The organism is Haloarcula halophila, from assembly GCF_029278565.1.
GTDB classification, from domain to species: Archaea; Halobacteriota; Halobacteria; order Halobacteriales; family Haloarculaceae; genus Haloarcula; species Haloarcula halophila.
Window position 1 is genome coordinate 1,519,821 of sequence record NZ_CP119559.1, and the last position, 25,908, is coordinate 1,545,728.

General features: G+C 66.6%; 25 protein-coding genes. 11 read left to right on the forward strand and 14 right to left on the reverse strand.

The window, feature by feature from the left end; genetic code table 11:
• The first annotated feature begins 18 nt into the window (after window positions 1–18).
• Window positions 19–1,053, forward strand: coding sequence for a PrsW family intramembrane metalloprotease (locus tag P0204_RS08055; RefSeq protein WP_276177991.1), 1,035 nt, complete (start codon window positions 19–21; stop codon window positions 1,051–1,053).
• Here the strand turns inward: P0204_RS08055 and P0204_RS08060 are convergent.
• On the reverse strand, window positions 1,050–1,625 hold the full coding sequence (locus tag P0204_RS08060) for a riboflavin synthase (protein WP_276177993.1): 576 nt from the start codon (window positions 1,623–1,625) through the stop codon (window positions 1,050–1,052). The genes P0204_RS08055 and P0204_RS08060 overlap by 4 nt on opposite strands.
• A 156-nt stretch (window positions 1,626–1,781) precedes the next feature.
• Between P0204_RS08060 and P0204_RS08065 the strand changes: the two genes are divergently transcribed.
• On the forward strand, window positions 1,782–1,943 hold the full coding sequence (locus P0204_RS08065; RefSeq protein WP_276177995.1) for a hypothetical protein: 162 nt from the start codon (window positions 1,782–1,784) through the stop codon (window positions 1,941–1,943).
• 10 nt (window positions 1,944–1,953) lie between these two features.
• Here P0204_RS08065 and P0204_RS08070 read toward each other — a convergent pair whose 3' ends face one another.
• Window positions 1,954–3,156: a phosphoglycerate kinase gene (locus tag P0204_RS08070; RefSeq protein WP_276177997.1), complete on the reverse strand. Its 1,203-nt coding sequence runs from the start codon at window positions 3,154–3,156 to the stop codon at window positions 1,954–1,956.
• Between the two features lie 241 nt (window positions 3,157–3,397).
• On the reverse strand, window positions 3,398–4,405 hold the full coding sequence (gap, locus tag P0204_RS08075) for a type I glyceraldehyde-3-phosphate dehydrogenase (protein ID WP_276177999.1): 1,008 nt from the start codon (window positions 4,403–4,405) through the stop codon (window positions 3,398–3,400).
• Between the two features lie 211 nt (window positions 4,406–4,616).
• Between gap and P0204_RS08080 the strand changes: the two genes are divergently transcribed.
• Window positions 4,617–5,000: an Hsp20/alpha crystallin family protein gene (locus P0204_RS08080; RefSeq protein WP_276178001.1), complete on the forward strand. Its 384-nt coding sequence runs from the start codon at window positions 4,617–4,619 to the stop codon at window positions 4,998–5,000.
• A gap of 159 nt (window positions 5,001–5,159) precedes the next feature.
• Here P0204_RS08080 and P0204_RS08085 read toward each other — a convergent pair whose 3' ends face one another.
• From P0204_RS08085 to P0204_RS08095, 3 genes are all read right to left on the reverse strand, one after another.
• Window positions 5,160–6,023 (reverse strand): ATP-grasp domain-containing protein, encoded by an 864-nt coding sequence (locus P0204_RS08085; RefSeq protein WP_276178003.1) that lies wholly within the window; start codon window positions 6,021–6,023, stop codon window positions 5,160–5,162.
• Window positions 6,024–6,313: 290 nt separating this feature from the next.
• Window positions 6,314–7,990, reverse strand: a complete 1,677-nt coding sequence (gene thsB / locus P0204_RS08090; protein ID WP_379801678.1) for a thermosome subunit beta — start codon at window positions 7,988–7,990, stop codon at window positions 6,314–6,316.
• A gap of 173 nt (window positions 7,991–8,163) precedes the next feature.
• On the reverse strand, window positions 8,164–8,553 hold the full coding sequence (locus P0204_RS08095; RefSeq protein ID WP_276178005.1) for a DUF7383 domain-containing protein: 390 nt from the start codon (window positions 8,551–8,553) through the stop codon (window positions 8,164–8,166).
• 111 nt (window positions 8,554–8,664) lie between these two features.
• Here P0204_RS08095 and P0204_RS08100 point away from each other — a divergent pair, with 111 nt between their 5' ends.
• Window positions 8,665–10,638, forward strand: a complete 1,974-nt coding sequence (locus P0204_RS08100; protein WP_276178007.1) for a DUF460 domain-containing protein — start codon at window positions 8,665–8,667, stop codon at window positions 10,636–10,638.
• Between the two features lie 78 nt (window positions 10,639–10,716).
• On the opposite strand, the gene P0204_RS08105 is transcribed toward P0204_RS08100, so the two are convergent.
• From P0204_RS08105 to P0204_RS08115, 3 genes are read right to left on the reverse strand one after another with little or no spacing between them, the layout of a single operon-like run.
• Window positions 10,717–10,914 carry a DUF7470 family protein gene (locus P0204_RS08105; RefSeq protein ID WP_276178009.1) on the reverse strand — a complete coding sequence of 66 codons (198 nt, stop codon included), beginning with the start codon at window positions 10,912–10,914 and terminating at the stop codon, window positions 10,717–10,719.
• 37 nt (window positions 10,915–10,951) lie between these two features.
• Window positions 10,952–11,362, reverse strand: coding sequence for an SCP2 sterol-binding domain-containing protein (locus P0204_RS08110; protein ID WP_276178011.1), 411 nt, complete (start codon window positions 11,360–11,362; stop codon window positions 10,952–10,954).
• Window positions 11,363–11,377: 15 nt separating this feature from the next.
• Entirely contained in the window at window positions 11,378–11,872 is a 495-nt protein-coding gene (locus P0204_RS08115) for a twin-arginine translocation signal domain-containing protein (protein WP_276178013.1), read from the reverse strand.
• A gap of 98 nt (window positions 11,873–11,970) precedes the next feature.
• Here P0204_RS08115 and eif1A point away from each other — a divergent pair, with 98 nt between their 5' ends.
• The 4 genes from eif1A to P0204_RS08135 all read left to right on the forward strand — a co-directional run bounded on the left by eif1A (window position 11,971) and on the right by P0204_RS08135 (window position 15,422).
• Window positions 11,971–12,258 (forward strand): translation initiation factor eIF-1A, encoded by a 288-nt coding sequence (gene eif1A, locus P0204_RS08120; protein ID WP_276178015.1) that lies wholly within the window; start codon window positions 11,971–11,973, stop codon window positions 12,256–12,258.
• A 33-nt stretch (window positions 12,259–12,291) separates the two neighbouring features.
• Window positions 12,292–13,242, forward strand: coding sequence for a serine/threonine-protein kinase Rio1 (gene rio1 / locus P0204_RS08125; protein ID WP_276178017.1), 951 nt, complete (start codon window positions 12,292–12,294; stop codon window positions 13,240–13,242).
• A 58-nt stretch (window positions 13,243–13,300) separates the two neighbouring features.
• On the forward strand, window positions 13,301–14,803 hold the full coding sequence (locus tag P0204_RS08130) for an HTTM domain-containing protein (RefSeq protein ID WP_276178019.1): 1,503 nt from the start codon (window positions 13,301–13,303) through the stop codon (window positions 14,801–14,803).
• Window positions 14,804–14,873: 70 nt separating this feature from the next.
• Entirely contained in the window at window positions 14,874–15,422 is a 549-nt protein-coding gene (locus tag P0204_RS08135) for a KH domain-containing protein (RefSeq protein ID WP_276178021.1), read from the forward strand.
• Between the two features lie 4 nt (window positions 15,423–15,426).
• On the opposite strand, the gene P0204_RS08140 is transcribed toward P0204_RS08135, so the two are convergent.
• Together P0204_RS08140 and P0204_RS08145 are read right to left on the reverse strand one after the other, a co-directional pair.
• The gene (locus P0204_RS08140) at window positions 15,427–16,638 is read right to left on the reverse strand and encodes an outer membrane protein assembly factor BamB family protein (protein WP_276178023.1); all 1,212 of its coding nucleotides are present in this window, start codon (window positions 16,636–16,638) and stop codon (window positions 15,427–15,429) included.
• A complete protein-coding gene (locus P0204_RS08145; RefSeq protein WP_276178025.1) occupies window positions 16,635–17,948 on the reverse strand; it encodes an outer membrane protein assembly factor BamB family protein in 1,314 nt (437 codons plus the stop codon). The genes P0204_RS08140 and P0204_RS08145 overlap by 4 nt, the downstream gene beginning before the upstream one ends.
• 251 nt (window positions 17,949–18,199) lie before the next feature.
• Between P0204_RS08145 and P0204_RS08150 the strand changes: the two genes are divergently transcribed.
• The 3 genes from P0204_RS08150 (at window position 18,200) to P0204_RS08160 (ending at window position 22,317) form a co-directional block, all read left to right on the forward strand.
• Window positions 18,200–19,171, forward strand: a complete 972-nt coding sequence (locus tag P0204_RS08150; RefSeq protein WP_276223258.1) for an ATP-binding protein — start codon at window positions 18,200–18,202, stop codon at window positions 19,169–19,171.
• A 244-nt stretch (window positions 19,172–19,415) separates the two neighbouring features.
• Entirely contained in the window at window positions 19,416–21,098 is a 1,683-nt protein-coding gene (gene thsA / locus P0204_RS08155; protein WP_276223259.1) for a thermosome subunit alpha, read from the forward strand.
• A gap of 256 nt (window positions 21,099–21,354) precedes the next feature.
• On the forward strand, window positions 21,355–22,317 hold the full coding sequence (locus P0204_RS08160) for an AEC family transporter (protein WP_276178027.1): 963 nt from the start codon (window positions 21,355–21,357) through the stop codon (window positions 22,315–22,317).
• Here the strand turns inward: P0204_RS08160 and P0204_RS08165 are convergent.
• The 3 genes from P0204_RS08165 to P0204_RS08175 all read right to left on the reverse strand — a co-directional run bounded on the left by P0204_RS08165 (window position 22,300) and on the right by P0204_RS08175 (window position 25,865).
• Window positions 22,300–23,697 carry a protein kinase domain-containing protein gene (locus P0204_RS08165; RefSeq protein WP_276178029.1) on the reverse strand — a complete coding sequence of 466 codons (1,398 nt, stop codon included), beginning with the start codon at window positions 23,695–23,697 and terminating at the stop codon, window positions 22,300–22,302. The genes P0204_RS08160 and P0204_RS08165 overlap by 18 nt on opposite strands.
• Window positions 23,698–23,784: 87 nt before the next feature.
• Window positions 23,785–25,272, reverse strand: a complete 1,488-nt coding sequence (locus P0204_RS08170) for an MATE family efflux transporter (protein WP_276178031.1) — start codon at window positions 25,270–25,272, stop codon at window positions 23,785–23,787.
• Window positions 25,269–25,865, reverse strand: a complete 597-nt coding sequence (locus P0204_RS08175; protein ID WP_276178033.1) for a TetR/AcrR family transcriptional regulator — start codon at window positions 25,863–25,865, stop codon at window positions 25,269–25,271. The genes P0204_RS08170 and P0204_RS08175 overlap by 4 nt, the downstream gene beginning before the upstream one ends.
• Between the last annotated feature and the right edge of the window lie 43 nt (window positions 25,866–25,908).

Genomic DNA, 25,908 nt, shown 5'->3' on the forward strand with positions numbered 1-25,908 from the left:
GCGGCCCCTACCCGTGGTATGGCACGGCGACGGCGGGACCCGGTCGAAGCGAACGCGGACCCATCCGAAGACCTCTACGAGATCGCGGACTGGGAGCCCCGCTCCGTTCTCGACCGGTTCGCCCACTGGCTCTACTACGTCTCCCTGCGGGCGATCCGGTGGCTGACGGTCCTGCTCGCGATCCTCATCCTCGGTCTCCAGATCCTGTTCGGGAGCCTGGGCGCGATCGGCGATCAGCCGGTCGTCGCCGGGATGGCGCTGCTGTCGGCGGTCCCCGCGCTGGCGCTTGCCGCCTACATCTGGTACGCGGACGTGACGACCCAGGAACCGCTGACACTGCTCGTCGGGACCTTCCTGTTGGGTGTGCTGTTCGCGGGGTTTGCGGGCTTCCTCAACGTCTTCATCGGCGTCCCGGTCCAGGCGATCGGGTCTGGGTTCGGGCTGTTTCCCCCGGCCGGCCAGTTCTTCTTCTTCTTCCTGGTCGTCGGTCCCGTCGAAGAAAGCGTGAAACTGCTGGCCGTGCGCCTCTATGCGTTCCGTGACGACCGGTTCGACGCGGTGATCGACGGGGCGGTCTACGGCGCCGCGGCGGGACTGGGCTTTGCGACCATCGAGAACGCCTTGTATATCTCTCAGAACACCGAGATCGTCGGCGGGACGTTCCGGGCGATCGGGGAGAGCAGCGGAATCACCGCGATCCGGGCACTGGCCGGTCCGGGCCACGTCATCTACTCGGCGTTCGCCGGCTACTACCTCGGTCTAGCGAAATTCAACCCGAGAGAGGCCGGCCCGATCGTCCTCAAGGGGTTGCTCATCGCCTCGATCATCCACGCGATGTACAACACGCTGGCCAGCCCGGTGACGTTCATCATCTCGGAGGTGTACAACGTCGACTATCTCGTCGCCTTCTTCGGGTTCGTCGTCGTCTACGACTCGGTGTTCGGGTTCGTCCTGGTACGGAAACTGCGGGCGTACCGACAGGCGTACTCGCGGGCCCACGAGACCGACGACGGGCCACAGTATCGAGCCGAAGAGACCGAGTTCGAGTCCTAACAGAGCTGTTCGACGTACTTGGCGACGACGTCGACCTCTAGGTGGACCGGGTCGCCGACCGACTTCTCCGAGAGCGTCGTCTCGTCGTAGGTCGTCGGGATGATCGCGACGTCGAAGTGCTCGTCGTTGCGGGCGGCGACGGTGAGGCTGATGCCGTCGACGGTGATCGATCCCTTCTCGACGAGGTAGTCCCGCTGGGCGTCGGGCAGCGAGAAGGAGAACGTCCAGTCCTCACCCTCCTGGTCGATGCCGACGACCTCGGCAGTGGCGTCGACGTGACCCTGGACGATGTGGCCGTCGAACCGGCCGTCGGCGGGCATCGCTCGTTCGAGGTTGAGCCGGTCGCCCGCCCGGATCTCGTCGAGGAACGTCCGGGCGAGCGTCTCCTGGGCGAGGAACACCTCGAACCAACCCTCGCCGAACGCCTCGACGGTGAGACAGGCGCCGCTGACGCTGATCGACTGGCCGTGGTCCAGTTCCGAGAACGGGGCGTCGATCCGGAGCCGACGGCCGCCCTCGTCGTCTTCGACTGCGAGTACTTCGCCGGTCGACTCGACGATACCGGTGAACATACCCCCTGTAGGTCCGAGTGCGCAGAAAGCCCTTCGCTTCCGTGTCCGCGAGCGTCGACTACTCCCTACGGTCCGATGAACGTATACTCGAATCCGAGTTAGTTTTATTCACGATTGATCACAAAGGATATAATCGAGACGGTGATACCAGTGGGTATGTCACCGAAGGGTACGGCCGACGCCCGCGACGACGACAGCGACTGGACAGCGCGGCACGCACGGCTCCGATCCCGGGAGCGACGCCCCTCCGTCGCCGACGCCGACGAGGACGAGGACGCGTGGGAACTGCGCCACGCGGAGACGAAACGCAACGCCTGAAAAGCCGTTCTCAGCGCTTGAGGACTTCGACGCCGACGAGTTTCGCGCCGGTGAGCGCGCGGATGTAGGCCCCGCCCGCGATCGAGACGTGCCCGAACTCGTCTTCCGACATGCCGTACATCTCGATGGCACGGGAGGTGTCGCCGCCCCCGACCACGGAGAAGCAGTCGGTGTCGGCGATGGCTTCCAGCACGCCGGCCGTGCCGACGGAGAACCGTTCGTCCTCGAACATCCCGAGCGCACCCTTCACGAAGACCGCCTCGGAGTCGCGGATGATCGGGGAGTACTCCATGACCGTCTCCGAACCCACGTCGAGATACGAGACCGTCTTCTCCTCGATGTCGTCGACGGCCTGTTCGGCGCGGTCACCGTCGTCCTCGTAGGCCAGGTCCACGGCCAGCGTGATCTGGTCGCCGTGGTCGTCAAGCATCGTCTCGATCTTCCCGCTGTTTGCCTCCCACTGCTCGTCGTAGAGGTTCGCGTCGTCGATGTCGTAGCCGACGGGGTGGCCCGCCGCACGGAGGAACAGTTCGCCGGCGATCCCGCCCAGCAGGAAGTCGTCGACCTTCTCGTCGAGGTGGGTCATCACGTCGATGACGTCGGTGGCCTTGGTGCCGCCGACGACCATCGTCACCTGGCCGTCGAACTCCTTCTCTGCGATGGCGGTGTTGGCCTCGTACTCGGTCTCCATGACCCGGCCGGCGTAGGCGTCCATCACCAGCGGGAACCCCACGAGGGAGGCGTGCGAGCGGTGGGCCGCCGAGTAGGCGTCGTTGATGTAAGCGTCGAACTCGCCTTTCAGCGTCTGGACGAACTCGGTCTGGGATTTGACCTCGGAGTCCTCCTCGGGGAGTTCGTCGTCGCACATCCGGGTGTTCTCCAGGACGAGCACGTCACCACCGTCCAGATCGGCGATGTCGTGGATGGCCTGGGGGCCGTAGGTCTCGTCGACGAAGTCGACGGCCTGGTCGATGTGGGCCGCGAGGATCTCGGCGTGCTGTTCGAGCGAGACGAAATCGTCACGGCCGGGGCGGCCCTGGTGGGCCATGACCGCGATCTCGAACTCCCGGTCGACCAGTTCGCGGATCGTCTCGGCGTGGCGGTCGAACCGGCGGTTGTCCTGTACCTCGCCGTCCTCGACCGGCGAGTTGAGGTCGAGGCGGACGAGGACGCGCTGGCCGTCCTCGAGGTCGTCGAGCGTCTGGAACGTCATGTCAGAGGGGACGCCGGCCGTGTGTTTAGTCGTTTCCGAGTCGGGCCGGCGCGTGGCGAACCAGAGCCGAACGGGGAGGACCGACCTGCGACCGGACAACCGGGCGGCGGAGTCGGTCTCGACCGCCGGTGGTCTCCCGACGCACGCAGCCGTCCCCTCGTGGCAGGTTCCTCGGAGTACGTCGGGACCGTCGAAAACGGGTAGAATACGGGACTCAGACGAAACGTCGGAGCAGGGCCGGTTACGCCTCGGTGATGTACTGCGCCACGTCGAGCATCCGGCACGAGAAGCCGTACTCGTTGTCGTACCAGGTCAGGATCTTCGTCTGTCCGTTGACGACGTTCGTCGACTCCAGGTCGACCTGCGTCGAGTAGGGGTCGCCGAGGATATCCGTCGAGACGACGTCCTCGTCGGTGACACCCAGGACACCCTCCAGTTCGCCGGTAGCGGCCTCCTCGAAGGCGGCGTTGACATCAGCCTCGGTCACGTCGTCGTCGAGGTCGACGACGAACTCCGTGATCGAGCCGTTGGGGACCGGGACGCGGATGGCCATCCCGTCGAGTTTGCCTTCGAGTTCGGGCAGAACCTCGGTAGTCGCCTGTGCGGCGCCCGTCGAGGTCGGGATAATGTTCTCGGCGGCCGCGCGGCGGCGCCGGGGCTTACCGTTGGGACCGTCCATCAGGTTCTGGGAGCCGGTGTAGGCGTGGACGGTCGTTAGCTGGCCGACGTTGATACCGAACTCCTCGTCGAGCACCTTCGCCACGGGGGTGATGGAGTTCGTCGTACAGGAGGCGTTCGAGACGACGTCCTCGCCGTCGTACTCGTCCTCGTTGACGCCGTAGACGATCTGTTTGACGGGGTCGTCACCTTTCGGCGGTGCCGAGATCAGGACCTTGTCGGCACCCGCTTCGAGGTGCTGACTGGCGTCTTCCTTGGTGCGGAAGATGCCGGTCGCCTCGAAGGCGACATCGACGTCGAGGTCGTCCCAGGGGAGCTGGGTCGGGTCGGTCTCGTGGAAGACGCCCGCCTCGAAGTCGGTACCCTCGACCGAGAGAACACCGTCTTCGACGCCTACACCGTCGAGTGTTCCCATAACGGTGTCGTACTGTGCGAAGTAATCGATCTCGTCGTCGTCCATCACGTCGTTGATCCCGACGATCTCGACGTCGTCGTTCTCCAGCGAAGCACGAAATACGTTCCGGCCGATCCGGCCGAAGCCGTTGAGGCCGACACGAACTGGGTCGCTCATACCGCTTAGAATACCTTCGGTTCAGAGTAAAGAGTTTTCGGAGTTGTCGCGGATTATTGTTTGTTTGTGCGCGTTCCGTACCGAACAGGACCGTATACACGGGACTGTTTCACACGGGAGAGACGACCGTGAGTGAATGTGTTCGATCCACCGTCAAGAACGGACCCCGACAGAAGGCTTTTGAGACGGACGACCCAACCATCGAGTAGTAATGAGACGCGACGACGACGATCCGTTCGACGAGTTCTTTCGGGAGATAGAGCGGATGATGGACGAGATGATGGGCGCCGAGGGGGAGGTCCACATCGATCGGGACACGAGTGCGGACGGCGGGAACATCCACGTCGACGTCCACGAGACCGACGAGGAGGTCCGGGTCGTCGCCGACGTCCCCGGTGTCGAAAAGGAGGCGATCGATCTGAAGTGTGACGGCACGGTGTTGACCATCGACGCCGGCAGTCACGACCGGGAGTACCACGAACGGCTCACTCTACCGAGCCGAGTCGACGAGCACTCCGCTTCGGCGACGTACAACAACGGGATCCTCGAAGTCACCTTCGACCGCGAAGAGGACTCGGCCGACATCGAGCTATAGCGACCCACTTTTTACTGCACGGGGTCGCCGATGGCGATCCCCTCCCCCCTTGTAACGGGAAAAGGGCCGGACGCTCACTCCGTTCGCGTCCGCTGAACCGCTTCGATCGGTGGCTGCTTACCGCAGGAGACGCGTTCCGTCGGGTGGGCTACACGCCACTTACCGCTCCGAAGTCTCTCGTATCAGTCCCGCGAGATCGTCCCAGAATCCGACTTCGTACTTCGCCGCGCTATCGATAGTCGGTCGTGCGTTCGTCTCGGTCACGACTGTGCGGTCGTCGGTCACGAGCAGATCGACCCCCAGATAGTCGATGTCCAGCACCGCGGCCGCTCGTTCGGCCAGCCGTCGGTGTTCGGAAGGGAGGTCGACGCCGGTCGCCTCGGCACCGCGGTGGACGTTGTGCTTCCAGCGGCCGTTCGCCCGTTGCTCCTCGGACAGACGACGCTCGACCGCTCCGACGTACTCGCCGTCGAGGACCATCGCCCGATAGTCGCGGGCGTCGGGGAGGTACTCCTGGACCAGAAACGATCGGTCCCCAGTCGCGCGGTAGTCGTGTACCAAGTCGAGGTAGTCCGCGATTCCCAGGAAGGAATCGAGGTCGTGAGCGACCGTGACACCGACACCGCGGGTCGTCGAGTTGGGTTTGACGACGACGGGCGGGCCGATTCGCTCGAAGGCAGCCACGAGGTCGGCCTCGTCAGCCGGATTCGATACGACGACCGTCTCCGGGACTGGCAAGTCGGAGTTCCCGAGTCGTGCTAACACGTCCGCCTTGTTCCGTGAGCGGAGGATGGCCTCGCGGTCGTTGATCCACGGGACATCGAGCATCGCGTCAGCGACGGCCCCCTCCATGATGCGCGAGGGGTAGACGAGGCCCACGTCGTAGGTCCCGAAGGGCGACTCACCGAGGGGAATCGCCCGTTCGGCGGTCTCGACGTGGCCGATCTCGATGCCACGCTGGGCGAGTGGCTCGCGCATCCGCTCGAAGGTCTCGGCGCGGGTGGCGACGGCGAGTCGGAGCATCTGGTGGAGTAAAGAGCGGTCGCTACAAAGACCTGTCTCAGTTGCGTTTGGCCGGGGCAGGCAAGCCGTCGCAGTCGGGGTCCACCGCGAGCGCCGTGACTGAGAGAAAAGTCGAAGAAACCGCGATCGGTTAGCGAGCGGTGCGGGAAATGGTGGGGAGGCCAAGCATCCGCGCCTTCGGGCGCGGTTCTCGGAATCGCCGCAGGCGATTCCGCCTTTTTCCCCAAGTTTTTACGCGGGGGTCGAGCGCTCGCCCGAGCGAGCGCGAGGCCCTCGCGTAAAAAGTGGGTTTACATCATGCCGCCCATACCGCCGCCCATGCCACCCATGCCGCCGGGAGCGCCACCGGGCGCGCCGCCCTCGTCCCCGTCACCGGAGGTCGAGAGGTCGCCCGCAGCGATGATGTCGTCGATCTTGAGCACCAGGTTCGCGGCCTCGACAGCCGAGGAGAGCGCCTGGCGCTTGGCGTGAGCCGGTTCGACGACGCCCGTTTCGAGGGTGTCCTCGACATCGCCGGTGAAGACGTTCAGGCCGGCGCTGACCTGGCCGTCCTCGTGGGCCGCACGGAGGTCGACCAGCGTGTCGATGGAGTCCAGGCCGGCATTCTCGGCCAGCGTACGCGGGATGATCTCCAGCGCGTCGGCGAAGGCCTCGACGGCCAGCTGTTCGCGGCCCTCGACGGAGTCGGCGTAGTCCCGCAGACGGGCAGCGACCTCGATTTCCGGTGCGCCGCCGCCGCCCAGGACCGTCCCGTTGGCGACCGTGCTGGCGACGACGTCGAGTGCGTCCGTGACGCCGCGTTCGAGCTCGTCGACGACGTGGTCGGTCGAGCCGCGCAGGAGCAGCGTGACGCCGTGGGCGTCAGCTCCAGTCCCCTCGACGTAGAACAGACCCTCGGCAGCGTCGCGCTCGACGGAACCGTGCCCGAGATCGTCTTCGGTGGCGGAGTCCAGATCGGAGACGACGCGAGCACCCAGAACCTCCTTCAGGAACTCGATATCGGATTTCTTGGCCCGTTCGACGGCGAGGATACCCTGCTGTGCGAGGTAGTGCTGGGCCATGTCGTCGATGCCCTTCTGGCAGAAGACGACGTTGGCACCGGTCGCGGCGATCTGATCGACCATCTCCTTGAGCTGTTCCTCTTCCTTGTCGAGGAACGTCTGGAGCTGGCTCGGGTCGTCGACCGAGAGCTGGGCGTCGACGTCGGTCTCGTCCAGTTCGATCGCCGTATCGATCAACAGGACCTTCGCGTCGTCGACGTTCTCCGCCATCTCTTCGTGGACGGCGTCCTTGTCGATGACGGCGCCTTCCAGCAGTTCGGAGTTGCCGGCGGAGCTACCGGTCTGGGTCTCGATGTTGAGATACTCCAGGTCCGCGACGACCGAGCCGTCCTCGGCCTCGACGGTGACGGCGTTGACGGCGTCGACGATGAGCTGGGCGAGCAGTTCTTTGTTGAGCTCGGCGCCCTTGCCGGTCATCGAGGTCTCGGCGACCTTCCGGAGCAGGTCCTCGTCGTCGGGGTCGACGTCGGTCGCGATGTCGGCGACGATCTCCTTGGACTCGCTTGCGGCCATGTCGAAGCCTTTGATGATCGCCGTCGGGTGGATATCCTGCTCCAGGAGATCCTGGGCGTTCTTCAGCAGCTCGCCCGCGATGGCGACGGCGGAGGTGGTACCGTCACCGGCTTCGTCCTCCTGGGTCTCGGCGACCTCGACGATCATCGAGGCCGTCGGGTTGTCGATGTCCATCTCCTGGAGGATCGTCACCCCGTCGTTCGTTACGGTGACGTCGCCCATCGAGGAGACGAGCATCTTGTCCATCCCTTTCGGCCCGAGTGTCGACCGGACCGACTCGGCGACCGCGCGAGCCGCGGAGATGTTGTGTTCCTGTGCAGATTTGTCCTTCATCCGCTGGGAGTCCTCTCCCAGGATGATCATCGGCTGTCCCTGCATCTGACGTTGACTCATAATCAGGCGAAGATTGTATGTGGTTCTATATAAAAGTATGGGTTGATACCGCTCGACCGTCACGAGGGGGTGCCGGCCCGAATCGGTGAAACCGCACCACTACGGGGCTATCTACTGGATATTGTGACACACGGTCACACGGGACAGCGGCGAGCGGCGAGCGGGTTTATATATTACTCTACGGGTTCCTTCCAGTGGACGTTGACCGATCCGACGACGAACGCGTCCTTCCCGTCGGCGTTGCGACGGAACTGGAGCGTGTTCTCGCCCTCGTCGAGACGGTCGGGAACGACGGTGTCCATCCAGTACTGCCAGCCGTCGCCGATCGCGATGTCGAACCCGGAGAGGGCCTCCCCGTTGACGAGCAGTTCGTGGTCGTAGTCGCCCACGTCGTAGACCTGCATCTCGACGTAGGGGTCGGCAGGGTCGGCGACCGGAACCTCGAAGTCGAGCCGATCGGTCCGATCGCCGACGAACTCCGCCCAGGGAACGTCGAGGGAGTCCGCCGACGGACCGAGGTGTTGCTGGAACGTACAGCGCGCGTAGTTGGCACGGTGAGCCATACTGGTGCCGTGGGCCGCCACCCTCAAAAAGGCGCACCGGTACGCCGTCGACCGAACGACGCCGGTGGGGCTCGGAACGGATTTATTGTCACTGGCCGCCTACGCCCGTGCGTGAATCGCACGGCAGCCCTGGACGCGGTCGTCTTCGGGGTCGACATCCAGAGCGGCGACGTGCGCGGGGACGCTCCCTCCTACGCGCTTGTAGTCTTCGACGGGGAGTCCATCGAGCGCGACGTGGTCTCACGGCGGAAACTCCGCCGACGGATCGAGGCCGAGGAGCCGGCGATGGTCGCCACGGACAACATGTACGAACTGGCCGCCGACAAGGACCAACTCGTCCACTTCCTCGGACAGCTCCCGGACGAGACGCGCCTGGTCCAGGTGACCGGCGACGAGCAGCCGGAACCGCTCTCCCGGGTCGCCAAGCGCCACGGCGTCCCGTACGGCAAGAAGCCGATGCAGGAGGCCGAGGCCGCCGCACGCCTGGCGGCGGCGAACGTCGGCCAGGAGGTGTCGGCCTTTACCGACACGACCGAAGTCAAGGTCGCTCGCGGGCGCTCGACCGGAAAAGGCGGTTGGTCCGAGGACCGGTACACCCGCCGCATCCATGGCTCTGTCAAGACCCACAGTCGGGAAGTCGAGTCCGCCCTGGAGGAGGCCGGCCTGGAGTACGACCGCGAGGTCACCGAGAAGTACGGCGGCTTCTCGAACGCCGTCTTCCGCGTACAGGCGCGTCCACAGGACATTCCGGTCTCCCGGAACCGATCGGGCGACACCCGCGTCGAGATCGAGCGGGTCCGCCGGGACGGCATCGAGTTCCGCCCGCTGGCCAAACGCCGGGACCACGTCGTCGTCGGCGTCGACCCGGGGACGACGACGGCCGTCGCCATCGTCGGTCTCGACGGCGAGGTACTGGACGTCTACTCCTCGCGGACCGACGACGCGGCCGCGACGACGGAGTGGATCATCGAACGGGGCCGCCCGGTCGTCGTCGCCGCCGACGTGACGCCGATGCCAAACACCGTCGAGAAACTCCGCCGATCGTTCAACGCCGCCGGCTGGACGCCCGACCGGGACCTCCCGGTCGACGAGAAGAAACACCGGACCCGCGAGGAGGGGTACGACAACGACCACGAGCGGGACGCGATGGCGGCCGCGCTCTACGCCTACGAGGACCACGAGGACCAATTCGATCGCATCGCCAGCAAGGTCCCGCCACAGGAGGAAGTCGGCCCGGTCGTCGCCCGCGTCGTCGCCGGCGAGGAGTCCGTCGAGGCGGTCCTGTCGGACATCACCGGCGAGGACGACGACGAAGAGGAGACAGCCACCCACGAACCGCGGGAGCTGACCGAGGAGGAAGAGGAGATCCGGCGGCTCGAATCGCGGATCGACCGGCTCGAATCGCACGTCGAGGACCTCAAATCGACCATCCAGCGCAAGGACGACCAACTCGAAGAGAAGGACAAACAGCTAGAGAAGGCCCGAAGCGAGGGCCGGCGCGAGGTCCGCAAAGACCGGGAGGTCACCCGGCTCCAGCGGCGCAACGACGCACTGGAACGGGACCTGGAGGCCGAACGCGAGAAACGTGAAGAACTGTCGGACAAGCTGGAACGGTTGAAATCCCTCTGGAAGCTCGACCACTCGAACTTCGCGGACGTCTCGGAGAAACAGGAGGGGCTGGTCCCGGTCAAGGTCGTCGAGCAGTTCACCCGAAGCGACATCGAGAACGCCGACGAGCGGTTCGGCCTGGCCCCCGACGACGTGATCATGTTCCGGGACGCCTCCGGCGCCGGCCGGTCGACGGCCGAACTGCTCGCGGAGATCGACCCCCGTATCGTCCTCCGGTCGGGGAACCTCTCGGACGCCGCCGACGAGGTGCTGTTCGACCACCGTGTCCCGGTCGCACCCGCGGAACTAGTCACCGTCCAGGAGGTCGACGAACTGGCCGTGGCCCGCGAACGCGAGGTCGAGGCGGCGGTCGCCGACTGGGAGGACCGCGCCGAGGACCGCAAACGCGAGCGCAACGCCGAGATGGTCGACCAGATCATCAGCGAACACCGCGCGGACCGCCCGGTCGAGGACTAACGACGAGTGTCACGATCTGTCGGCGTGTCTGTGTGAGGTCTCGCGGAGTCCCCCTCCGCGTTCGACTGCCGGGGCAGTTCAGGGGAGTCCACCCGCCCCGCCCATGCCGAACGCGGCCATGAGCGTGGAGACGAGTCCGTAGACGACGAGCGCGAGACCGGCGACGACGAACGCGATCCCGGCTGCGATCAGCGGTGCCTGTGACGCGACGAGTCCGATCCCACCGACTGCGACGACGATACCGGCGATACCGACCGCGCCGAGTTTGTCGAGCATACCTCGATTCCTCCGGTCGGCGAAAAAAGCCCGTCGGTCAGTACTCGAAGCCGGTGTCGATCCCCTGAGCGGCGGCGACCATCTCGGCGATAGCGTCCTGCCGGCGCAACAGCGTCATCGTGTTCCCCTCGACGTCGAAGGTCCCGCTCATCACCGACTCCGAGACGTCCAACTCGCCCTGCAGTAGGGCCTTCCAGGCGGCGTATGGCCCCCGAAGGGCGAAGTCGTAGTCGCCGTTTGTGCTGATGGCGGCACCGGTACAGGTGCCGTCGTCGACGTCGACGACGATCGTGACAGAATCACCCTCGTACGTGTCGTCGGCCTGGATCTCGAACTCGAAGGTCGCGACGAACTCCTCGGCGGCCGTCCGGAACTCGGTCCGGTCGTTGAGCCGGTCGCGCCACTGCGTGGCCCACTCGTCGGCGTCTCCGGGTAGTTTCACACTCATTGTCGGCAGTCCCGATCAGATGTTCTCGAAGTTCGCTGCCGGGATCAGTGCCTCGACCAGGTTGTCCGTGAGCATCCCGACGAGCGCGTTCGACGGACCGCTGACGAGGAAGGCGCCGCTGTCGGCTTTCGCGTCCTCCAGCGTCATCGGCGTCTCCGAGAGGTAACTCCGGAAGGACTCGGCGCTCTCGGTGAGCAGTTCCGCCCGTCGGCGCTGAAACTCCGTCTGGGCTTGCGTCTGGTTGATCGAGCCGTTCTGGACACGTTCGGTGATCTCCGTTCGTATCGATTGGAGTTTGGCGGGGTCGGGCCGGATAGCGGCCGTCACCGTCGCCGTGTCGCTCCCCTCGGTCGTCTGAACGGAGGTCTCGGTCGGTGTCCCGTCGAGGTCCGTCTCGGTGGGGTCGATCGACTCCTCGTCGCCGTCGGAGGAGACACAGCCGGCCACGGAGGCGACCGTCCCGGAGGCCGCGAACTTCAGAAAGTGTCTGCGGTCGTGCTCGTCGCTCATACTGTCAAAACAGTTCGGAGTACGCCGAATAAGGATTGTGGTTGGTGGTCCCAAGCTAGTCGACAGAAGTTAAACCTCCCGGGAACGAACGTCCGCGCATGAGCGACAACGACAGCCGGAAGGACCTCAGGATGCCCGAGGAGGACGAGGTGTTCGCGATCGTCACAGACATGCTCGGTGCGAACCGGGTGACGGTCCGCTGTATGGACGGGGTCGAACGAACCGCCCGGATCCCGGGCAAGATGCAGAAACGTATCTGGATCCGGGAAGACGACGTGGTGCTCGTCGAGCCCTGGGACTGGCAAGACGAGAAGGCCGACATCACCTGGCGCTACGAGAAACAGGACGCGGACCAACTCCGCGAGGAGGGACACATCCAGGAGTAGCCACCGCATGACACGACAAGTGAGGGCCGAGACGTGACAGAGGCGGAGTTCGGACTCCTCGACACCGACGAGGTCGAGACACCGGGTGACGAGTGGGAGGAAGTCGACGTTTCCGACACCGAAGCCGATCGCATCGCCCGCAAGCGGGACCGCGAGTTCAGCCAGTTTCGCGAGCGTATCAAGGACGCGGACCAGTTCAAAGTCGAGGCCAGCGTCTTCGACGACGCCACCTACGGCGCGCTGTACAAACTCGTTCAGGACGGCCACATCGACGCCTTCGGTGGCCCGATCTCGACAGGCAAAGAGGCCAACGTCTACACCGCACTGTCGGGCGAGAAAGAGGTCGCGGTCAAGGTCTACCGTATCAACGCCTCCGATTTCAAGGACATGCGGGGGTATCTCGACGGCGACCCGCGCTTCGAGGGAATCGGTTCGGACAAGAAGAAGGTCGTCACCGCCTGGGTTCGCAAGGAGTCGTCGAATCTGAAACGGGCGCGTCGGGCGGGCGTCCGGACGCCCGAACCCATCGCCGTCGAGCGCAACGTCCTCGTCATGGAGTATCTGGGCACCGAGGAGGGGCGGGCCCGCAGGCTCAGCGAGGTCCACATCGAGAACCCACAGATGGCCTTCGACGTCGTCAAAGAGTACATGCGACGGCTCTACGACGCCGGCCTGGTACACGGCGACCTCTCGGAGTACAACATCGTCTTCCACGAGGGGCAACTGTACATCATCGACCTCGGGCAGGCGGTCACCGTCTACCATCCCAACGCCGAGGAGTTCCTCGAACGGGACTGCCGGAACGTGGCGAACTTCTTCGCCCGCCAGGGCGTCGAAACTTCCCCCGACGACCTGCTCGCGTACGTCCGGGAGTACGCGACGCCGCGGGACAACGACGACACCGACCGGGGAGCCGACGACGACGCGGTCGCGGCCGAACGCGAGGACGGCGGGACGGACGATGTCGACGATCCGTCGGCGTAACCCGAAGCGCCCTTTCAGTCAGGCAAAGCGCTAAGAGGCACACCTGTCGACTGGACGTATGGGCACCTGGCAGGAACGACTCCCGGCCCGGCTCCGGGCCGCCGTCCGCGACCGCGTCGCCGTCGACACGCGGGCGCTGGGGGTCGTTCGCATCTCGCTCGGGCTGTTGCTGCTGTCGGATCTCCTGTTGCGCGCCCGGGATCTCCGCGCCCACTACAGCGACAGCGGCGTCTTCCCGCGACCGGCGGCGATCGAGTTGTACGACCCGCTTTCGGTTCATCTGGCGGTCGGCGACGTGCCGGAGTTGGCCGCACTGTTCGCGCTTCAGGGAGTCGTGGCACTCGCCTTCCTCGTTGGCTACCGGACACGGCTGGCGACGCTGTTGACCTGGCTGCTGTGGCTCTCGCTGCACGCACGGTTCCCGATGGCACTCAACGGCGGGGACACGCTGGTTCGGCTGACGCTGTTCTGGTCGCTGTTCGTCCCGCTCGGTGCCCGGTTCTCCGTCGACGCGCTCCACCACGAGGCTCCGCCGACACGGGTCGCCTCGCTCGGTACCGCCGCGTTGCTGGGCCAGGTCGTGTTCATGTACGGCACCAACGCCACGCTCAAACACATGGGGACGGTCTGGGCGGCCGGCGACGGCCTGACCTACACGCTCCGACTGGGCCATTTCACGACCGCCTTCGGGGAGTTCCTCGGGACCGTCCCGCTCGTGACAACTGTCCTTGGGTATACCGTCTTCGTCCTCTGGACGCTCTCGCCCGGCCTCCTGCTCCTGACGGGGTGGAGACGCACACTCCTCGCCTCGCTGTTCGTCTCGATGCACGTCGGGATGGCCCTCTCGATGCATCTCGGCCTGTTTCCGGCGGTCGTCGTCGTGGTGTTGCTCCTCTTTCTCCCGACGCCCGTCTGGGACCGCCTGCTCCCGCCCGAGCGGATCGAACGACTCCGGCGTCCCGCGCTGGAGGGGGTTCTCAGCGGACTCTATCCGACGTTGTCGACCCCCGACAGGCTCGCCCGGTTGCGTGCTCACCTCCGTGTCGTGGCCGTCGTCGTCGTCCTCGTCTCGCTACTGTTCGTCGGGGCGTTCAACGCACAGCTGCTGACCAACCGGGCCGACGTCGGTCCGCAGGACACGACCCCCGAGCCGCTGGAGACCTACGGCGAGACGCTGTATCTGACCCAGTACTGGAACATGTTCGCACCGGACCCGCTCCGGGAGACGGGGTGGTACCGCCTCCCCGGGACCCTGGCGAACGGGACGACGGTCGGCGTTGCCCACGGCGGCCCCGTCACCGATGACCGGCCGGCCGGGCTGGACGACCTCGCTCACCAGTACCCCAACCAGCGCTGGCGTAAGTACCTGAGCAACCTCCGGCAACCGGGGTACGCCGCCGAGCGGGACCTGTTCCTCCAGTACCACTGCGAGCAGTGGAACCGCAAGCACGACGCCGACCTCGAAACGATCGAGTTCGAGTACGTCACGCTCTGGGTGACCGACGACGGGACCGTCCGACAGGGGACCGACCACCTCACGAGTCACAGCTGCGACCCCTGAGAACCGGTCGCAGGACGGCTTGCACGCCGAAGTTTTAAACGGGCTGGCCCTCTTACGAACGGATATACTTATGCAACACGTGAAGATTCCGCAGGACCGGATCGGTGTTCTCATCGGCGACGGTGGTGAGACGATGCGCGAGATCGAGGACCGCGCGGAGGTCCGTCTCGACATCGACTCCGAGGACGGATCGGTCAAGATCGAGACCGTCGGCGACCCCGTGACGGCGCTGAAGGGGCCGGACATCGTCAAGGCGATCGGCCGCGGGTTCTCCCCGGACGACGCGCTGGCGCTGCTCGAAGACGACATGATGATGTTCGAGCTCATCGACATCGAGGCCGCCTCCCGCAACAAGAACGACTTCCGCCGGCAGAAGGGCCGGCTCATCGGCGAGGGTGGACGGACCCGCGAACTCATGCAGGAACTGACGGGTGCCGCGGTCGTCATCTACGGCTCGACCCTGGGAGTCATCGGCGGCCCCGAACAGGTCGACGCCGTCCGCGAAGCGGTAGAGATGCTGCTGGACGGCGCTCCCCACGGGTCGGTGTACTCGTTCCTCGAACGGAAACACAACGAGATGAAACACAAGGGCCTGGAGTACCACCAGTTCACGGGCTGATCAGCTAGTCCGCGTAGACCCGGATCGAGTTCCCCTGCACGTACAGTCGCCCTCCGGCCAGCACCAGCGTGTCCGGGACCCGTCGGTGCTCGATCGTCCAGCGTTCGCTCCCGTCGGCAGCCGCGATGGCGGTGAGACGGGTGCCGACACACAGATAGACGGTCGGTCCCGCGGCGACCGGTGCCGAGACGAACGAATCGGGCGACCACGTCCACCGCGTGCTCCCGTCGGCCATGTCCAGTCCCACGACTGTCACCGAACCGTCGGTCTCGACGCCGGTGACGAGCGTCGATCCCGCGACAGCGGGCCGGAGCGGCAACACGCTCCGATCGTCTGACGGTTCGGCGATCGTCGTCGCCCACCGCTGATCGCCGGTCTCGAGGTGGATCGCACGGATCGACCCGTCACTGGCCGGGACGTACGCCGATCGGGCGACGATCACGGCCTCGCTGATGTGCTGCAGGACGGCCGAAAACCGGAAGCGACGCCGCCCGGTCGCCCGGTCGAGTCCGACGATCGACCCGTTCCCAGCCGGGACGACGACGGTCCCGTCGGTGACGGCAGGCGTGCCGGTGGCGTGCTCGAACCCCCGTTGCCATTGCTCCCGTCCCGAGTCGAGCGCCAGCGCAGCGACCGTCTCCCGGCCGGCGTACACCGTCCCATCGGCGATAGCCGGTGCCGACGTGACGCGCTCGCGGACCGACCACGACCACCGCTGTTGGCCCGTCTCCGCGTCGAGAGCTTTGACGCCCGCGTCACCGGCCCCGACGACGACGGTCCCGTCCGCGACCGCGGGGGTGTGAAAGATCGCCCCCGTCCCCGGCGTGTACCACCGTCGCTGTCCGGTACCGCTGTCGAAAGCGTGGACGCCCCCGTCGTCGTCGCTGGCGTAGACGGTCCCGTCGACGACCGCAGCGGTTCTGAGTTCGCCCTCACTGGCTGTGAGCCGTCGGACCGCCGTCGGTTTCGACTGGGGGCCGGCCGCTTCGGGGACGCTGGCGCTGTTTCGGGGGCCGCGCCGGAGGCCTGGCCAGTCGGCCGTGCCCGTACTGGTTGACACAGCGGTCGGGGTGGCCGTCGCCCGCTCGCGTGTGGTCGCGGGCGTCCGATCCCGTGTCTCCGTCGCGGTCCGCTCGCTGGGGGACCGCAACTCCAGACACCCCCCGGCCCCGACACCGGCAGCGAGCGCAGCGAGGAACTGTCGTCTGTGGGTCATTCCGGCGGCTCCTCCGTCTGTACGGCGATCAACCGTCTGCGGACGGCATAGAGGAGCGTCCCGCCGGCGACGGTGGACTGGTACACGCTCCGTCCCGGTCCGACCGGGCCGCGGACGGTCCCGTCGGCGATATCGATCCGGTGGTTGCCGACGTACACTGCCTCGGGGGTGACCGTCGGGTGTCCGCGCACGGGCCGCCCGACGTCCAGGGACCGCTTCCAGCGGACCGTCCCGTCCGACGGCGCCAGGAGACGGACGCCGCCGTCCCAATCCGCGACGACGACGCCGGCCGGCGAGCGGGCGGGGCCGGTCGGGACATCCGGATCGATCGAGCGCTGCCACTGCCGGCTCCCGTCGTCGCGGTCGACTGCCAGCACGCGGCCCTGCTCCGTGGTGACGTAGATCCGATCGTCGTCGACCGCGGTGGTGTTGTAGGGACCGGCGCCGTCGGAGCGGCTCCAGCGTTCCCGTCCGGTCGCCGCGTCCAGCGCGTACAGCGTGTCGCTAGACCCGACGTAGACGGTGCCGTCTACGACGGCAGGCGTCGCCTCCTCCTGTATCTCGGTGTCGACGCGCCACCGACGGCGGCCGGTCGACAGATCGATCGCGACGACTGCGCCCGTCAGCCGGTCGTACATGACGCTCGCGTAGACGGTCCCGTCGACGACGGTCACCGGGACGTTCGGCGGGTAGCCGGTCTCGTAGGTCCACTGCTCGCTCCCGTCGCTCACCGAGACCGCGTGGAGTTTCCCGTCCGTGGCGCCGAACACGGCAGTCCCGTCGGCGACGGCCGGCGTCGCGTAGACGTCCCCGCCGACCGAAGCGCGCCACTGCTCGCTCCCGTCGCGCCCGTCGAGAGCGAGCATCGCGCCGCCGTAGAGTCCCGCCAGGACGGTGTTGTCGACCACGGCGACGCCGGCCCTGGGGAAGATGTTCCTGTCGACCTCGGTCTGCCACTTCGCCCCGACACGGTCCCGCGGCCCGGTCGCGTCGGCCGCGTAAGCGGTGTTTTGCTGGTCGTGATAGGCGGTCGTCCACTCGCCTGCGATCTCCCGGTTCGGTTCCGGCGTCGCGAACGGGGTCCGCGTCTCCGTCGGCGTCTCCGGGGCCGCCGTCTCGGAGCGCGCCGCCTGGGTCGCAGTCGCGGTCGACGCGTCCGGACTGGCCGTCGCCGCCGGAGTCGTCTCCTGGCGATCACTCCGCAAGCAGCCGCCGATCCCGGCCGTCCCCAGTGTGGCCGCGATCGACCGCACGACCCGCCGCCGGGACAGGCGGCGTGACTCGGCACTCCCCTCGCTGCGCTGGCCCATATTCGATCAGTGTCACACGATCACTTGATGATTTGCCACGACACGAACGGCGAAACCGGACTTCCCTGTCGACCCGGTGAGTCGGTACGCGTCCCGTCAGAACGACCGACAGGCGTAACATATATTGATTCAGCCCCGAAAGAGACTCAAAGAATACCGTGGGAAACGATAGCACTGGTTCGGGCGGCGGGACAGACACCGACAGCGATTCCGGCCAGACCGTCTCGGATGTCGTCGACAAACTCGAACAGATCCGGACGGACGCCGACGCCGACTCGGTGACCGACGGTGTCCTCTTGGACCAACTCGAAGCGGTCGAGCAGCGACTGTTGTCGTTCGGCGAGGCGCTGGGTGGCCCTGCCGAGGACGTGACCGACCTCCCGTTTACCGAGGAGGCCGGCCTGGATCACATGCCGGAACCGCTGTACGTCCGCCACGACACGGAGATGCTGAACCAGGTCACCTCCTGGTTGCTCCAGGACCAGCACATCGGGCTCGTCAGTCCCTACGGCTCCGGGAAGTCCGCGTTCCGCGAGATCGTCCTCCGGGACCTGGGCAAACACGACCGGTTCGTCGTCACGCACCTGGACAACCCCGGCGAGACCACCGCCCGCAAGCTCTACGAGACGATCCTCACGGCCGGCTACTCGGCGGGTTACTCCGTCGACTTCGGGCGCTACTCGCAGGTCCGCAACGGGATCCCGTGGGCGACGGCCGACGCCAAACAGGCCGTCCGCGAGATGGTCCGGCGGGTCCGGGAGGACGACCGGACGCTGTTGCTGGTCGTCGACGAGATCGAGGTGCTGGACGCCGAGTTGCTGTCGCCGCTGCAGGTCGCGGGCGACGCCGGGGTCCGTCTGTTCCTCTCGGGCACGCCCGAGGGCAAGCGCCGCGTGGCCGAGATCCGCGGGACCCTGGACTCCCGACTGCGCTACTACGAGGGGATCGACCCGTTCTCTCCCAGCGACGTCGCCGAGTACATCGCCCGCTCGCTGGCCTACTTTCGGGGCGAGGAGTACGACGGACAGCCCCCGGACCTGTTCACCAAGGCCGCGATCGAGGACATCCACGAGCGGACCGAGGGCAACCCCCGGGAGGTCCGGATCGAGTGTCGTGAACTGTTCACCCGGGCGGCGTTCGTCTGGTACCGCACTGGCCAGGATATCGACCGTATCCAGATCACGCCCGAACTCCGTCACCGCCGGTTCGGAATGGGCCAGTGACACACCGCCGCTTGTGCGGCCAGGTACCGGGCGGATACCCCCAGTTCTGTAATCCTGCCACATCCTCCAGTGCATTAGGACGCTGAGTTCCGCTCCGGCGGGAGCTTCCCCGCCGTATTTAAAACCACTGCGGTACGGCATCACATACCGCTTTAGCGCCGTCTGTCCCGGGCTCCCGGGCCACCTCCAGTAGATTTATATAGAAGGACAATCAATCATCGTCTTGACTATGGCTCAACAGCAGATGGGCAACCAGCCCCTTATCGTACTCTCCGAGGAGTCCCAGCGGACATCCGGGAAAGACGCGCAGTCCATGAACATCACGGCCGGCAAGGCCGTCGCCGAGTCCGTTCGGACCACACTCGGTCCGAAGGGCATGGACAAGATGCTCGTCGACAACTCCGGCTCCGTCGTCGTCACGAACGACGGCGTCACCATCCTCGACGAGATGGACATCGAGCACCCCGCGGCGAACATGATCGTCGAGGTCGCCCAGACCCAGGAGGACGAGGTCGGGGACGGCACGACGACGGCCGTCGTCATCGCCGGTGAACTCCTCTCGAAGGCCGAGGAACTGCTGGACCAGGACATCCACGCCACCATCCTGGCCCAGGGGTACCGCCAGGCCGCCGAGAAGGCAAAGGAGATCCTCGAAGAGAACGCCATCGAGGTCGACGCCGACGACACCGAGAGCTTGGAGAAGGTCGCCGGCACGGCCATGACCGGCAAGGGCGCCGAGTCCTCGAAGGACGTGCTGGCCGAACTCGTCGTCCGTGCGGTCCAGGCCGTTGCCGACGAGGACGGCACCGTCGACACCGACAACATCCAGATCGAGACCGTCGTCGGCGGCGCGACCGACGAGTCCGAACTCGTCGAGGGCGTCATCGTCGACAAGGAGCGTGTCCACGACAACATGCCCTTCGCCGTCGAGGACGCCGACATCGCGCTGCTGGATACGGCGATCGAAGTTCCCGAAACGGAACTCGACACCGAGGTCAACGTCACCGATCCCGACCAGCTCCAGCAGTTCCTCGACCAGGAGGAGAAACAGCTCAAAGAGATGGTCGACAAGCTCGCCGAGGTCGGCGCCGACGTCGTCTTCTGCCAGAAGGGCATCGACGACATGGCCCAGCACTACCTCGCCCAGGAGGGCATCCTGGCGGTCCGCCGTGCCAAGAAGTCCGACATCGACGCGCTCTCGCGTTCGACGGGCGGCCGCATCGTCTCGAACATCGACGACATCACCGAGGACGACCTCGGCTTCGCCGGCTCCGTCGCCCAGAAGGACATCGCCGGTGACGAGCGGATCTTCGTCGAGGACGTCGAGGACGCGAAGGCCGTCACGATGATCCTCCGTGGTGGCACCGAACACGTCGTCGACGAGGTCGAGCGCGCCATCGAGGACTCGCTCGGCGTCGTCGCCGCCACGCTGGAGGACGGCAAAGTCCTGCCCGGCGGCGGTGCCCCCGAGACCCAGCTCGCCCTCGGTCTGCGCGACCACGCCGACTCGGTCGGCGGCCGCGAGCAACTCGCCGTCGAGGCCTTCGCCGACGCCATCGACGTCATCCCGCGCACCCTCGCCGAGAACGCGGGTCACGACCCGATCGACTCGCTGGTCGATCTCCGTAGCCAGCACGACAGCGGCAACACCACCTTCGGGCTGGACGCGTACACCGGCGATGTCGTCGACATGGAAGAAGACGGTGTCGTCGAGCCCCTCCGTGTGAAGACCCAAGCTATCGAGTCCGCGACCGAAGCCGCAGTGATGATCCTGCGCATCGACGACGTCATCGCCGCTGGCGACCTCAAGGGTGGCCAGGGCGACGACGACGACGAGGAAGGCGGCCCAGGCGGCCCCGGCGGCGCGCCCGGCGGTATGGGCGGCGGCATGGGTGGCATGGGCGGCGGCATGGGCGGCATGATGTAAGCGAGGTCCGAGCAGCGAGGGACCGACAGTCCCTCACGACCTCCCGCCGCGCGCCGGTCGCTCGTCGCGATCGAACCGGCGCGCTGTGCGTGCCGGATGTTTCCCGGCCCGCCCCGCTCGCTAACTGATTTCGCTCCGTTTTCGCTTTCGTAGCACTTGCCACGTTCGAGTGGATGAGGACTGTAGACCCGACTCCGCCGACGAGCGCTGAGCCGAGTCGAAAGGGTTCTCACCGTCGCCGCGTGAGTCCCGGCCAGTGTCGCTGCTCGGTATCTTCGCGTCGGCTATCCTCCCGGTCGTCGGTGTGGCGGTGCTGGGGTTCCTCCTGGGTCGGTTCGAGAACGTCGACGCCGACCCGCTCAACACGATCACCGTCTACGTCCTCGCGCCGGCACTGGTCGTCCACAGCCTGACGACCTCGGAGTTGGCCGGCGGGACGATCCTCGCGGTCGTCGCCGCCGTCGGTCTCTTCACCGCGGCGATGCTCGCGGTCGCGGAGGGGATCGGACGGCTCTGGGGCCACACCGAGCCGTTCCTGGGCGCGTTCGTCCTCGTGAGCGTCTTCCCCAACACCGGCAACTACGGCATCCCCCTGGCCGACTTCGCCTTCGGCCCCACCGGGCGGAGCGTCGCCGTCCTCGTGACGGCCCTCCAGGGCGTGTTGTTGTACACGGTGGGTATCTACGTCGCCGCCCGGGGCAGTGGGAGCAGTCCGCTGGCGGACATGCGCCGGGTGTTCGGCGTCCCGCTGGTGTACGCCGTCGTCCTCGCGCTGGCGGTGCGGTGGCTGGGCGTCGTTCCACCGACCGAATCGACGCTCATGCAGACGCTGGCGTTGCTGGGCAACGCCTCGATCCCCGTGATGTTGCTCATCCTCGGGATCCAGCTGTCCTCGGTCGACGTGGCGGGGACCCTCCGCCCGGTCGGGGTCGCGAGCGCGTTGAAACTTCTATTGGCACCCCTGGTCGCCACCGGGGCGGTGCTCGCGACCGGCGGACTCGTCGGTTTCGGGAACGGGACCGCGGCTCGCGTGGTCGTGCTCCTGCTTGCGACCCCGACCGGCGTGACGACGCTCATCCTCGTGGGCGCGTTCAGCGTCGACGAGGCGGGCGTCGAACCCGGCGAGTTCGTGAGCGCGACAGTGTTCGTGACGACAGTCGCGAGCGTGCTTACGGTGACACTGCTGGTCGCCGCGTTGCAGTCAGGACTGCTCGTCTGAGGGCAGCGAGCGCACTAACCGCCAGCAGTCCCGACGAACCTCCGCAGCCGTCTCGTAGCGACTCAGCTTCCGTCCCGCAGTCGCCTTCCTGACGATGGCGTCGACGGCGTCGGGGAGCTGTGGTTCTCGTTCGCTCGGTGCCGGAACTCCCTCGGTCAGTATTGTCTTCCGGACAGCGCCGTACTCGCCGGTTATCGGCGGTCGGCCGGTCAGGAGCCGGTAGCAGACGGCCCCGAGCGCGTAGACGTCGGTCGCGGCGTCGACGGTGCCGTACGATCGGTCGAAATACTCCGGGGCGGCGTAGCGCGGGTCGAGGTAGTTCGCCGGCTGGACGTGCTCCCGGACCATCGTGAGTATCCCGACGTTGTCCAGTCGGGGGGCCGGCAGTCCCGAGAGTTCACTGGACGGATAGACGACCGTCTTCGGGTCGAGTCCGCCGTGGACCACGCCGTTGTTGTGACAGTGGGCGAGCGCGCCCGCGAGGTGAGCGGTCTCCCGTAGCGCACGCTCGACGCCGACCCGGCCACGGTCGGCAAGTGTCCCGTCGAGATACGGGGTCGCGACCCACGGACGGGGGTAATCCCCCCAGTCGTGGACGGTCGCGATCCCCTCGTGGACGGCCAGCCCGTCCCACTGGGCCAGCGCCTCGGCGACGCCGGCACCGAACGCCCGCCGGATCTCCTCGTCATCGGGCGGGTCGAACAGTCGGAGTGCAACGCCGTGGTCCTCGCCGTCGATGGTCGCCCGGGTCCGCAACACCGAGCCGTACCGGACCGCCTGTTCCGGTTCGACGACAGCGATCTCCTCGAAGTTCCCCAGGAGACTGATCGCCTGGAACGCCTCGGACTGTTCGGCACGGGCGAGCCGTTCGCGCCGTGTCACGGCGGCCGGGTCACCCCGGTGTTCGCGGTCTGCGGCTCGCTCGGGATCGGCGGTCCGGCCGCTGGTGTCGGTCTCTCGCTCGACGACACCCGGTCGGACCGGCTCCGCCTGTTGACTGTCGACGGCCTGTCTGACGGCGCCGAGGACGCTGCCGCCGTCGGCGGCACGGTCGAACTCCCAGACCGTCGCGTCCGCGATCGCACTCGAGAGGCGTTTCCGGTCACGGTGATCGGCGACGACCCGGCGGACGGCGTCGGTGTGGTCGGCCGCAAGCGTCGCGAGCGTCCTGACGAGGACCTGCGTGTCCTCCGCCTCGGGGAGTCGGCCGACGAGTCGCTCGGTCAACGCCGGGACGACCGACGGATCGGCGTCGGCCAGGAGACAGAGCGCACGCGCCGCCGCCCGGTCCGCGTCGCTCTCTAGAGCCGACAACAGCGGCGTCCCGAAGACGGACAGCAGGCTGTCGGCACTGTCCTCGGGGCCGGCGCCCGAACTCATATCCGTCTGGTTGGCACCCGCTCACAAGAATCTCAGTCAGACGGCCGTCACACGCCCGTCGACGCCGACAGCCGAACGGCCACCGCGTCAGTCGTCGGCGGTCGCCGGCCCGCCCGACGCGCGCGGGTCGGCGTCCCGCCATGTCCCACGGAGGAACCAAGCAGTCGCGATCCCGGCGGCGAGGACGTTCGAGACGCCGAAGGCCAGCCAGATCCCTTGTTCGCCCAGCGACTGTGCGAACAGGTCCGTCAGCGTCGGCCCGAGCCAGGCCGGGATCGCCACCGGTCGGGAGGCGACCCACGCGACGGGCAGACGGATGATCCCCAGCATCGTCACGGCCATCGCGGCCGCGGTGAGCGTCTTCCCGGCTCCGCGGAACCCGCCAGAGTACGCCCGGACGATACCGATGAAGCCGAAGGTGGGGGCGACCCACTGGAGGAATTCCGCGCCGATACGGACCACCTCCGGGTCGTCACTGAAGACGCTGACGACCGTCGGTGCAGCGAAGATGGTGACCGCGCCCAAGGCAGTGAGGATGACGAACGAGACTTTCGCGGCGAAGTGGTTCGCCTTCGCCGCCCGGTCGGGCCGGTTCGCGCCGAGGTTCTGGCCGGTCATCGTCTCGACGCCCCGATCCATCGCGATCGCGGGCATGAAGACCAGCGAGAACACGCGGATGCCGACCCCGAAGGCTGCGACGACGGTCACCGAGAACGTCCCGACGATGAACAGCATAGCGTTGATCGACAACGCCCGGCCGGTCCCTTCGAGGGAGGCCGGAATGCCCAGTCGGAGCAGTTTCCCCAGATACGGGAGGTCCGGCACCATGTCACGGAGGTGGATCTGGATGCCCCGCGTCCCCCGGAGCATGATGGCGACGCCGACGGCGAAGGCAAGCCCCCGCGAGAAGATCGTCGCGACAGCGGCGCCGATGACGCCCAGTTCCGGGAACGGTCCCCAGCCGAAGATCAGGAACGGGTCCAGAGCGATGTTCAACACGACCGTCCCGAACATCACGAGCATCGGCGTGATCGTGTCGCCGGCCCCGCGCATCAGCGCGATGAACACGAAGAAGCCGAACATCGTCGACAGGCCCAGCGAGACGACCTGGAGGTAGCCCGTCGCACCCGGTAGCACCTGCTGGGACGCCCCCAACAGCGCCAGGAAGTCCTCAACGAAGAAGAAGCCGATCGCGCCCAGGATGAACGAAGCGCCGACTGCGAAGGTCAGAGTCTGTGAGGCCGCGTATTGGGCTTTCTTCGGCTCGTCGGCACCGGTGTGTTGGGCCACCAGAACGCTGCCGGCCACGGAGAGCCCCATGCCCAGCGAGATCAGCAGGAAGATCATCGGGAAGGCAAACGAGATCGCCGCGAGCGCCGTCGTGGAGTACTGACCCAGCCAGAACGTATCGGCGAGGTTGTACGCGACCTGGAGCAGGTTCGTGACGACGATGGGGAAAGAGAGATACAGCAGCGGCTTTCCGATGTCGCCGCTCGTGAGATCGAGTTGCTCCTGGCCCTTGAACAGCGTGTCGAGGCGGTCGACGATCCGCTCGGCGACGCTTCGGGGACTCATGCCTCGACCTCCTGTGGATCGGCAAGCAGGTGCGTCTCGACGTACTCGGTCAACATCTGCTTGGTACAGGCGACCGGCCGTCCGGTGGTGACCCGTTCGGTCGCCGCGCCCGTCAGGACCGTCACGATGAACTGTGCCGTATCGTCCGGTTCGAGTTCGGGATCGAAGCTTCCGTCCTCGATCCCGGCCTCGATGATATCGGTGAGTTCGTCGACGAGGTAGTCGTCGAACCGCGTCAGTCGTTCACGGAAACCCGGTTCGTACGGTGCCTGGGCGCGGATCTCCAGGATCGCCGTCCCGAACTCCTGGTCGTCGCCGTCGGGCTTGTCCAGAACGTCGTCGATCAGATCCAGCAACCGCTCGCGGGGCGTGCCGTCGTCTGGGGCGCCGGTTCGCTCGGCGAACCCGTCGTAGAGATACTCCAGGAACGCACACAGCAACTCGTGTTTGCTGTCGTAGTGGTAGTGGAGGGCCGCCTTGCTCTTGTCGGACTCGTCGGCGATGTCCTGCATCGTGAGGTCGGCGTACCCGTGGGCACACAGCGCGCGATAGGTCGCGCCCATGATGTCGTCTGCAGTGTCGCCGTTGCTCATCACCGATAACTAACTGACTGGTCAGTCAAGAACCCGTCGGTCC

What these genes read in the sequence shown, in the direction of transcription:
- gap (WP_276177999.1), bottom strand. Translation starts at nt 4,405, where the DNA reads ATGAGCGACCCAGTTCGTGTCGGCCTCAACGGCTTCGGCCGGATCGGC.
- P0204_RS08085 (WP_276178003.1), bottom strand. Translation starts at nt 6,023, where the DNA reads ATGCTCCGACTCGCCGTCGCCACCCGCGCCGAGACCTTCGAGCGGATG.
- thsA (WP_276223259.1), top strand. Translation starts at nt 19,416, where the DNA reads ATGGGCAACCAGCCCCTTATCGTACTCTCCGAGGAGTCCCAGCGGACA.
- P0204_RS08095 (WP_276178005.1), bottom strand. Translation starts at nt 8,553, where the DNA reads ATGGCTCACCGTGCCAACTACGCGCGCTGTACGTTCCAGCAACACCTC.
- P0204_RS08140 (WP_276178023.1), bottom strand. Translation starts at nt 16,638, where the DNA reads ATGACCCACAGACGACAGTTCCTCGCTGCGCTCGCTGCCGGTGTCGGG.
- P0204_RS08060 (WP_276177993.1), bottom strand. Translation starts at nt 1,625, where the DNA reads ATGTTCACCGGTATCGTCGAGTCGACCGGCGAAGTACTCGCAGTCGAA.
- P0204_RS08145 (WP_276178025.1), bottom strand. Translation starts at nt 17,948, where the DNA reads ATGGGCCAGCGCAGCGAGGGGAGTGCCGAGTCACGCCGCCTGTCCCGG.
- P0204_RS08080 (WP_276178001.1), top strand. Translation starts at nt 4,617, where the DNA reads ATGAGACGCGACGACGACGATCCGTTCGACGAGTTCTTTCGGGAGATA.
- P0204_RS08065 (WP_276177995.1), top strand. Translation starts at nt 1,782, where the DNA reads ATGTCACCGAAGGGTACGGCCGACGCCCGCGACGACGACAGCGACTGG.
- P0204_RS08110 (WP_276178011.1), bottom strand. Translation starts at nt 11,362, where the DNA reads ATGAGTGTGAAACTACCCGGAGACGCCGACGAGTGGGCCACGCAGTGG.
- P0204_RS08115 (WP_276178013.1), bottom strand. Translation starts at nt 11,872, where the DNA reads ATGAGCGACGAGCACGACCGCAGACACTTTCTGAAGTTCGCGGCCTCC.
- eif1A (WP_276178015.1), top strand. Translation starts at nt 11,971, where the DNA reads ATGAGCGACAACGACAGCCGGAAGGACCTCAGGATGCCCGAGGAGGAC.
- P0204_RS08165 (WP_276178029.1), bottom strand. Translation starts at nt 23,697, where the DNA reads ATGAGTTCGGGCGCCGGCCCCGAGGACAGTGCCGACAGCCTGCTGTCC.
- P0204_RS08170 (WP_276178031.1), bottom strand. Translation starts at nt 25,272, where the DNA reads ATGAGTCCCCGAAGCGTCGCCGAGCGGATCGTCGACCGCCTCGACACG.
- thsB (WP_379801678.1), bottom strand. Translation starts at nt 7,990, where the DNA reads ATGAGTCAACGTCAGATGCAGGGACAGCCGATGATCATCCTGGGAGAG.
- P0204_RS08105 (WP_276178009.1), bottom strand. Translation starts at nt 10,914, where the DNA reads ATGCTCGACAAACTCGGCGCGGTCGGTATCGCCGGTATCGTCGTCGCA.
- P0204_RS08070 (WP_276177997.1), bottom strand. Translation starts at nt 3,156, where the DNA reads ATGACGTTCCAGACGCTCGACGACCTCGAGGACGGCCAGCGCGTCCTC.
- P0204_RS08135 (WP_276178021.1), top strand. Translation starts at nt 14,874, where the DNA reads ATGCAACACGTGAAGATTCCGCAGGACCGGATCGGTGTTCTCATCGGC.
- P0204_RS08130 (WP_276178019.1), top strand. Translation starts at nt 13,301, where the DNA reads ATGGGCACCTGGCAGGAACGACTCCCGGCCCGGCTCCGGGCCGCCGTC.
- P0204_RS08175 (WP_276178033.1), bottom strand. Translation starts at nt 25,865, where the DNA reads ATGAGCAACGGCGACACTGCAGACGACATCATGGGCGCGACCTATCGC.
- P0204_RS08055 (WP_276177991.1), top strand. Translation starts at nt 19, where the DNA reads ATGGCACGGCGACGGCGGGACCCGGTCGAAGCGAACGCGGACCCATCC.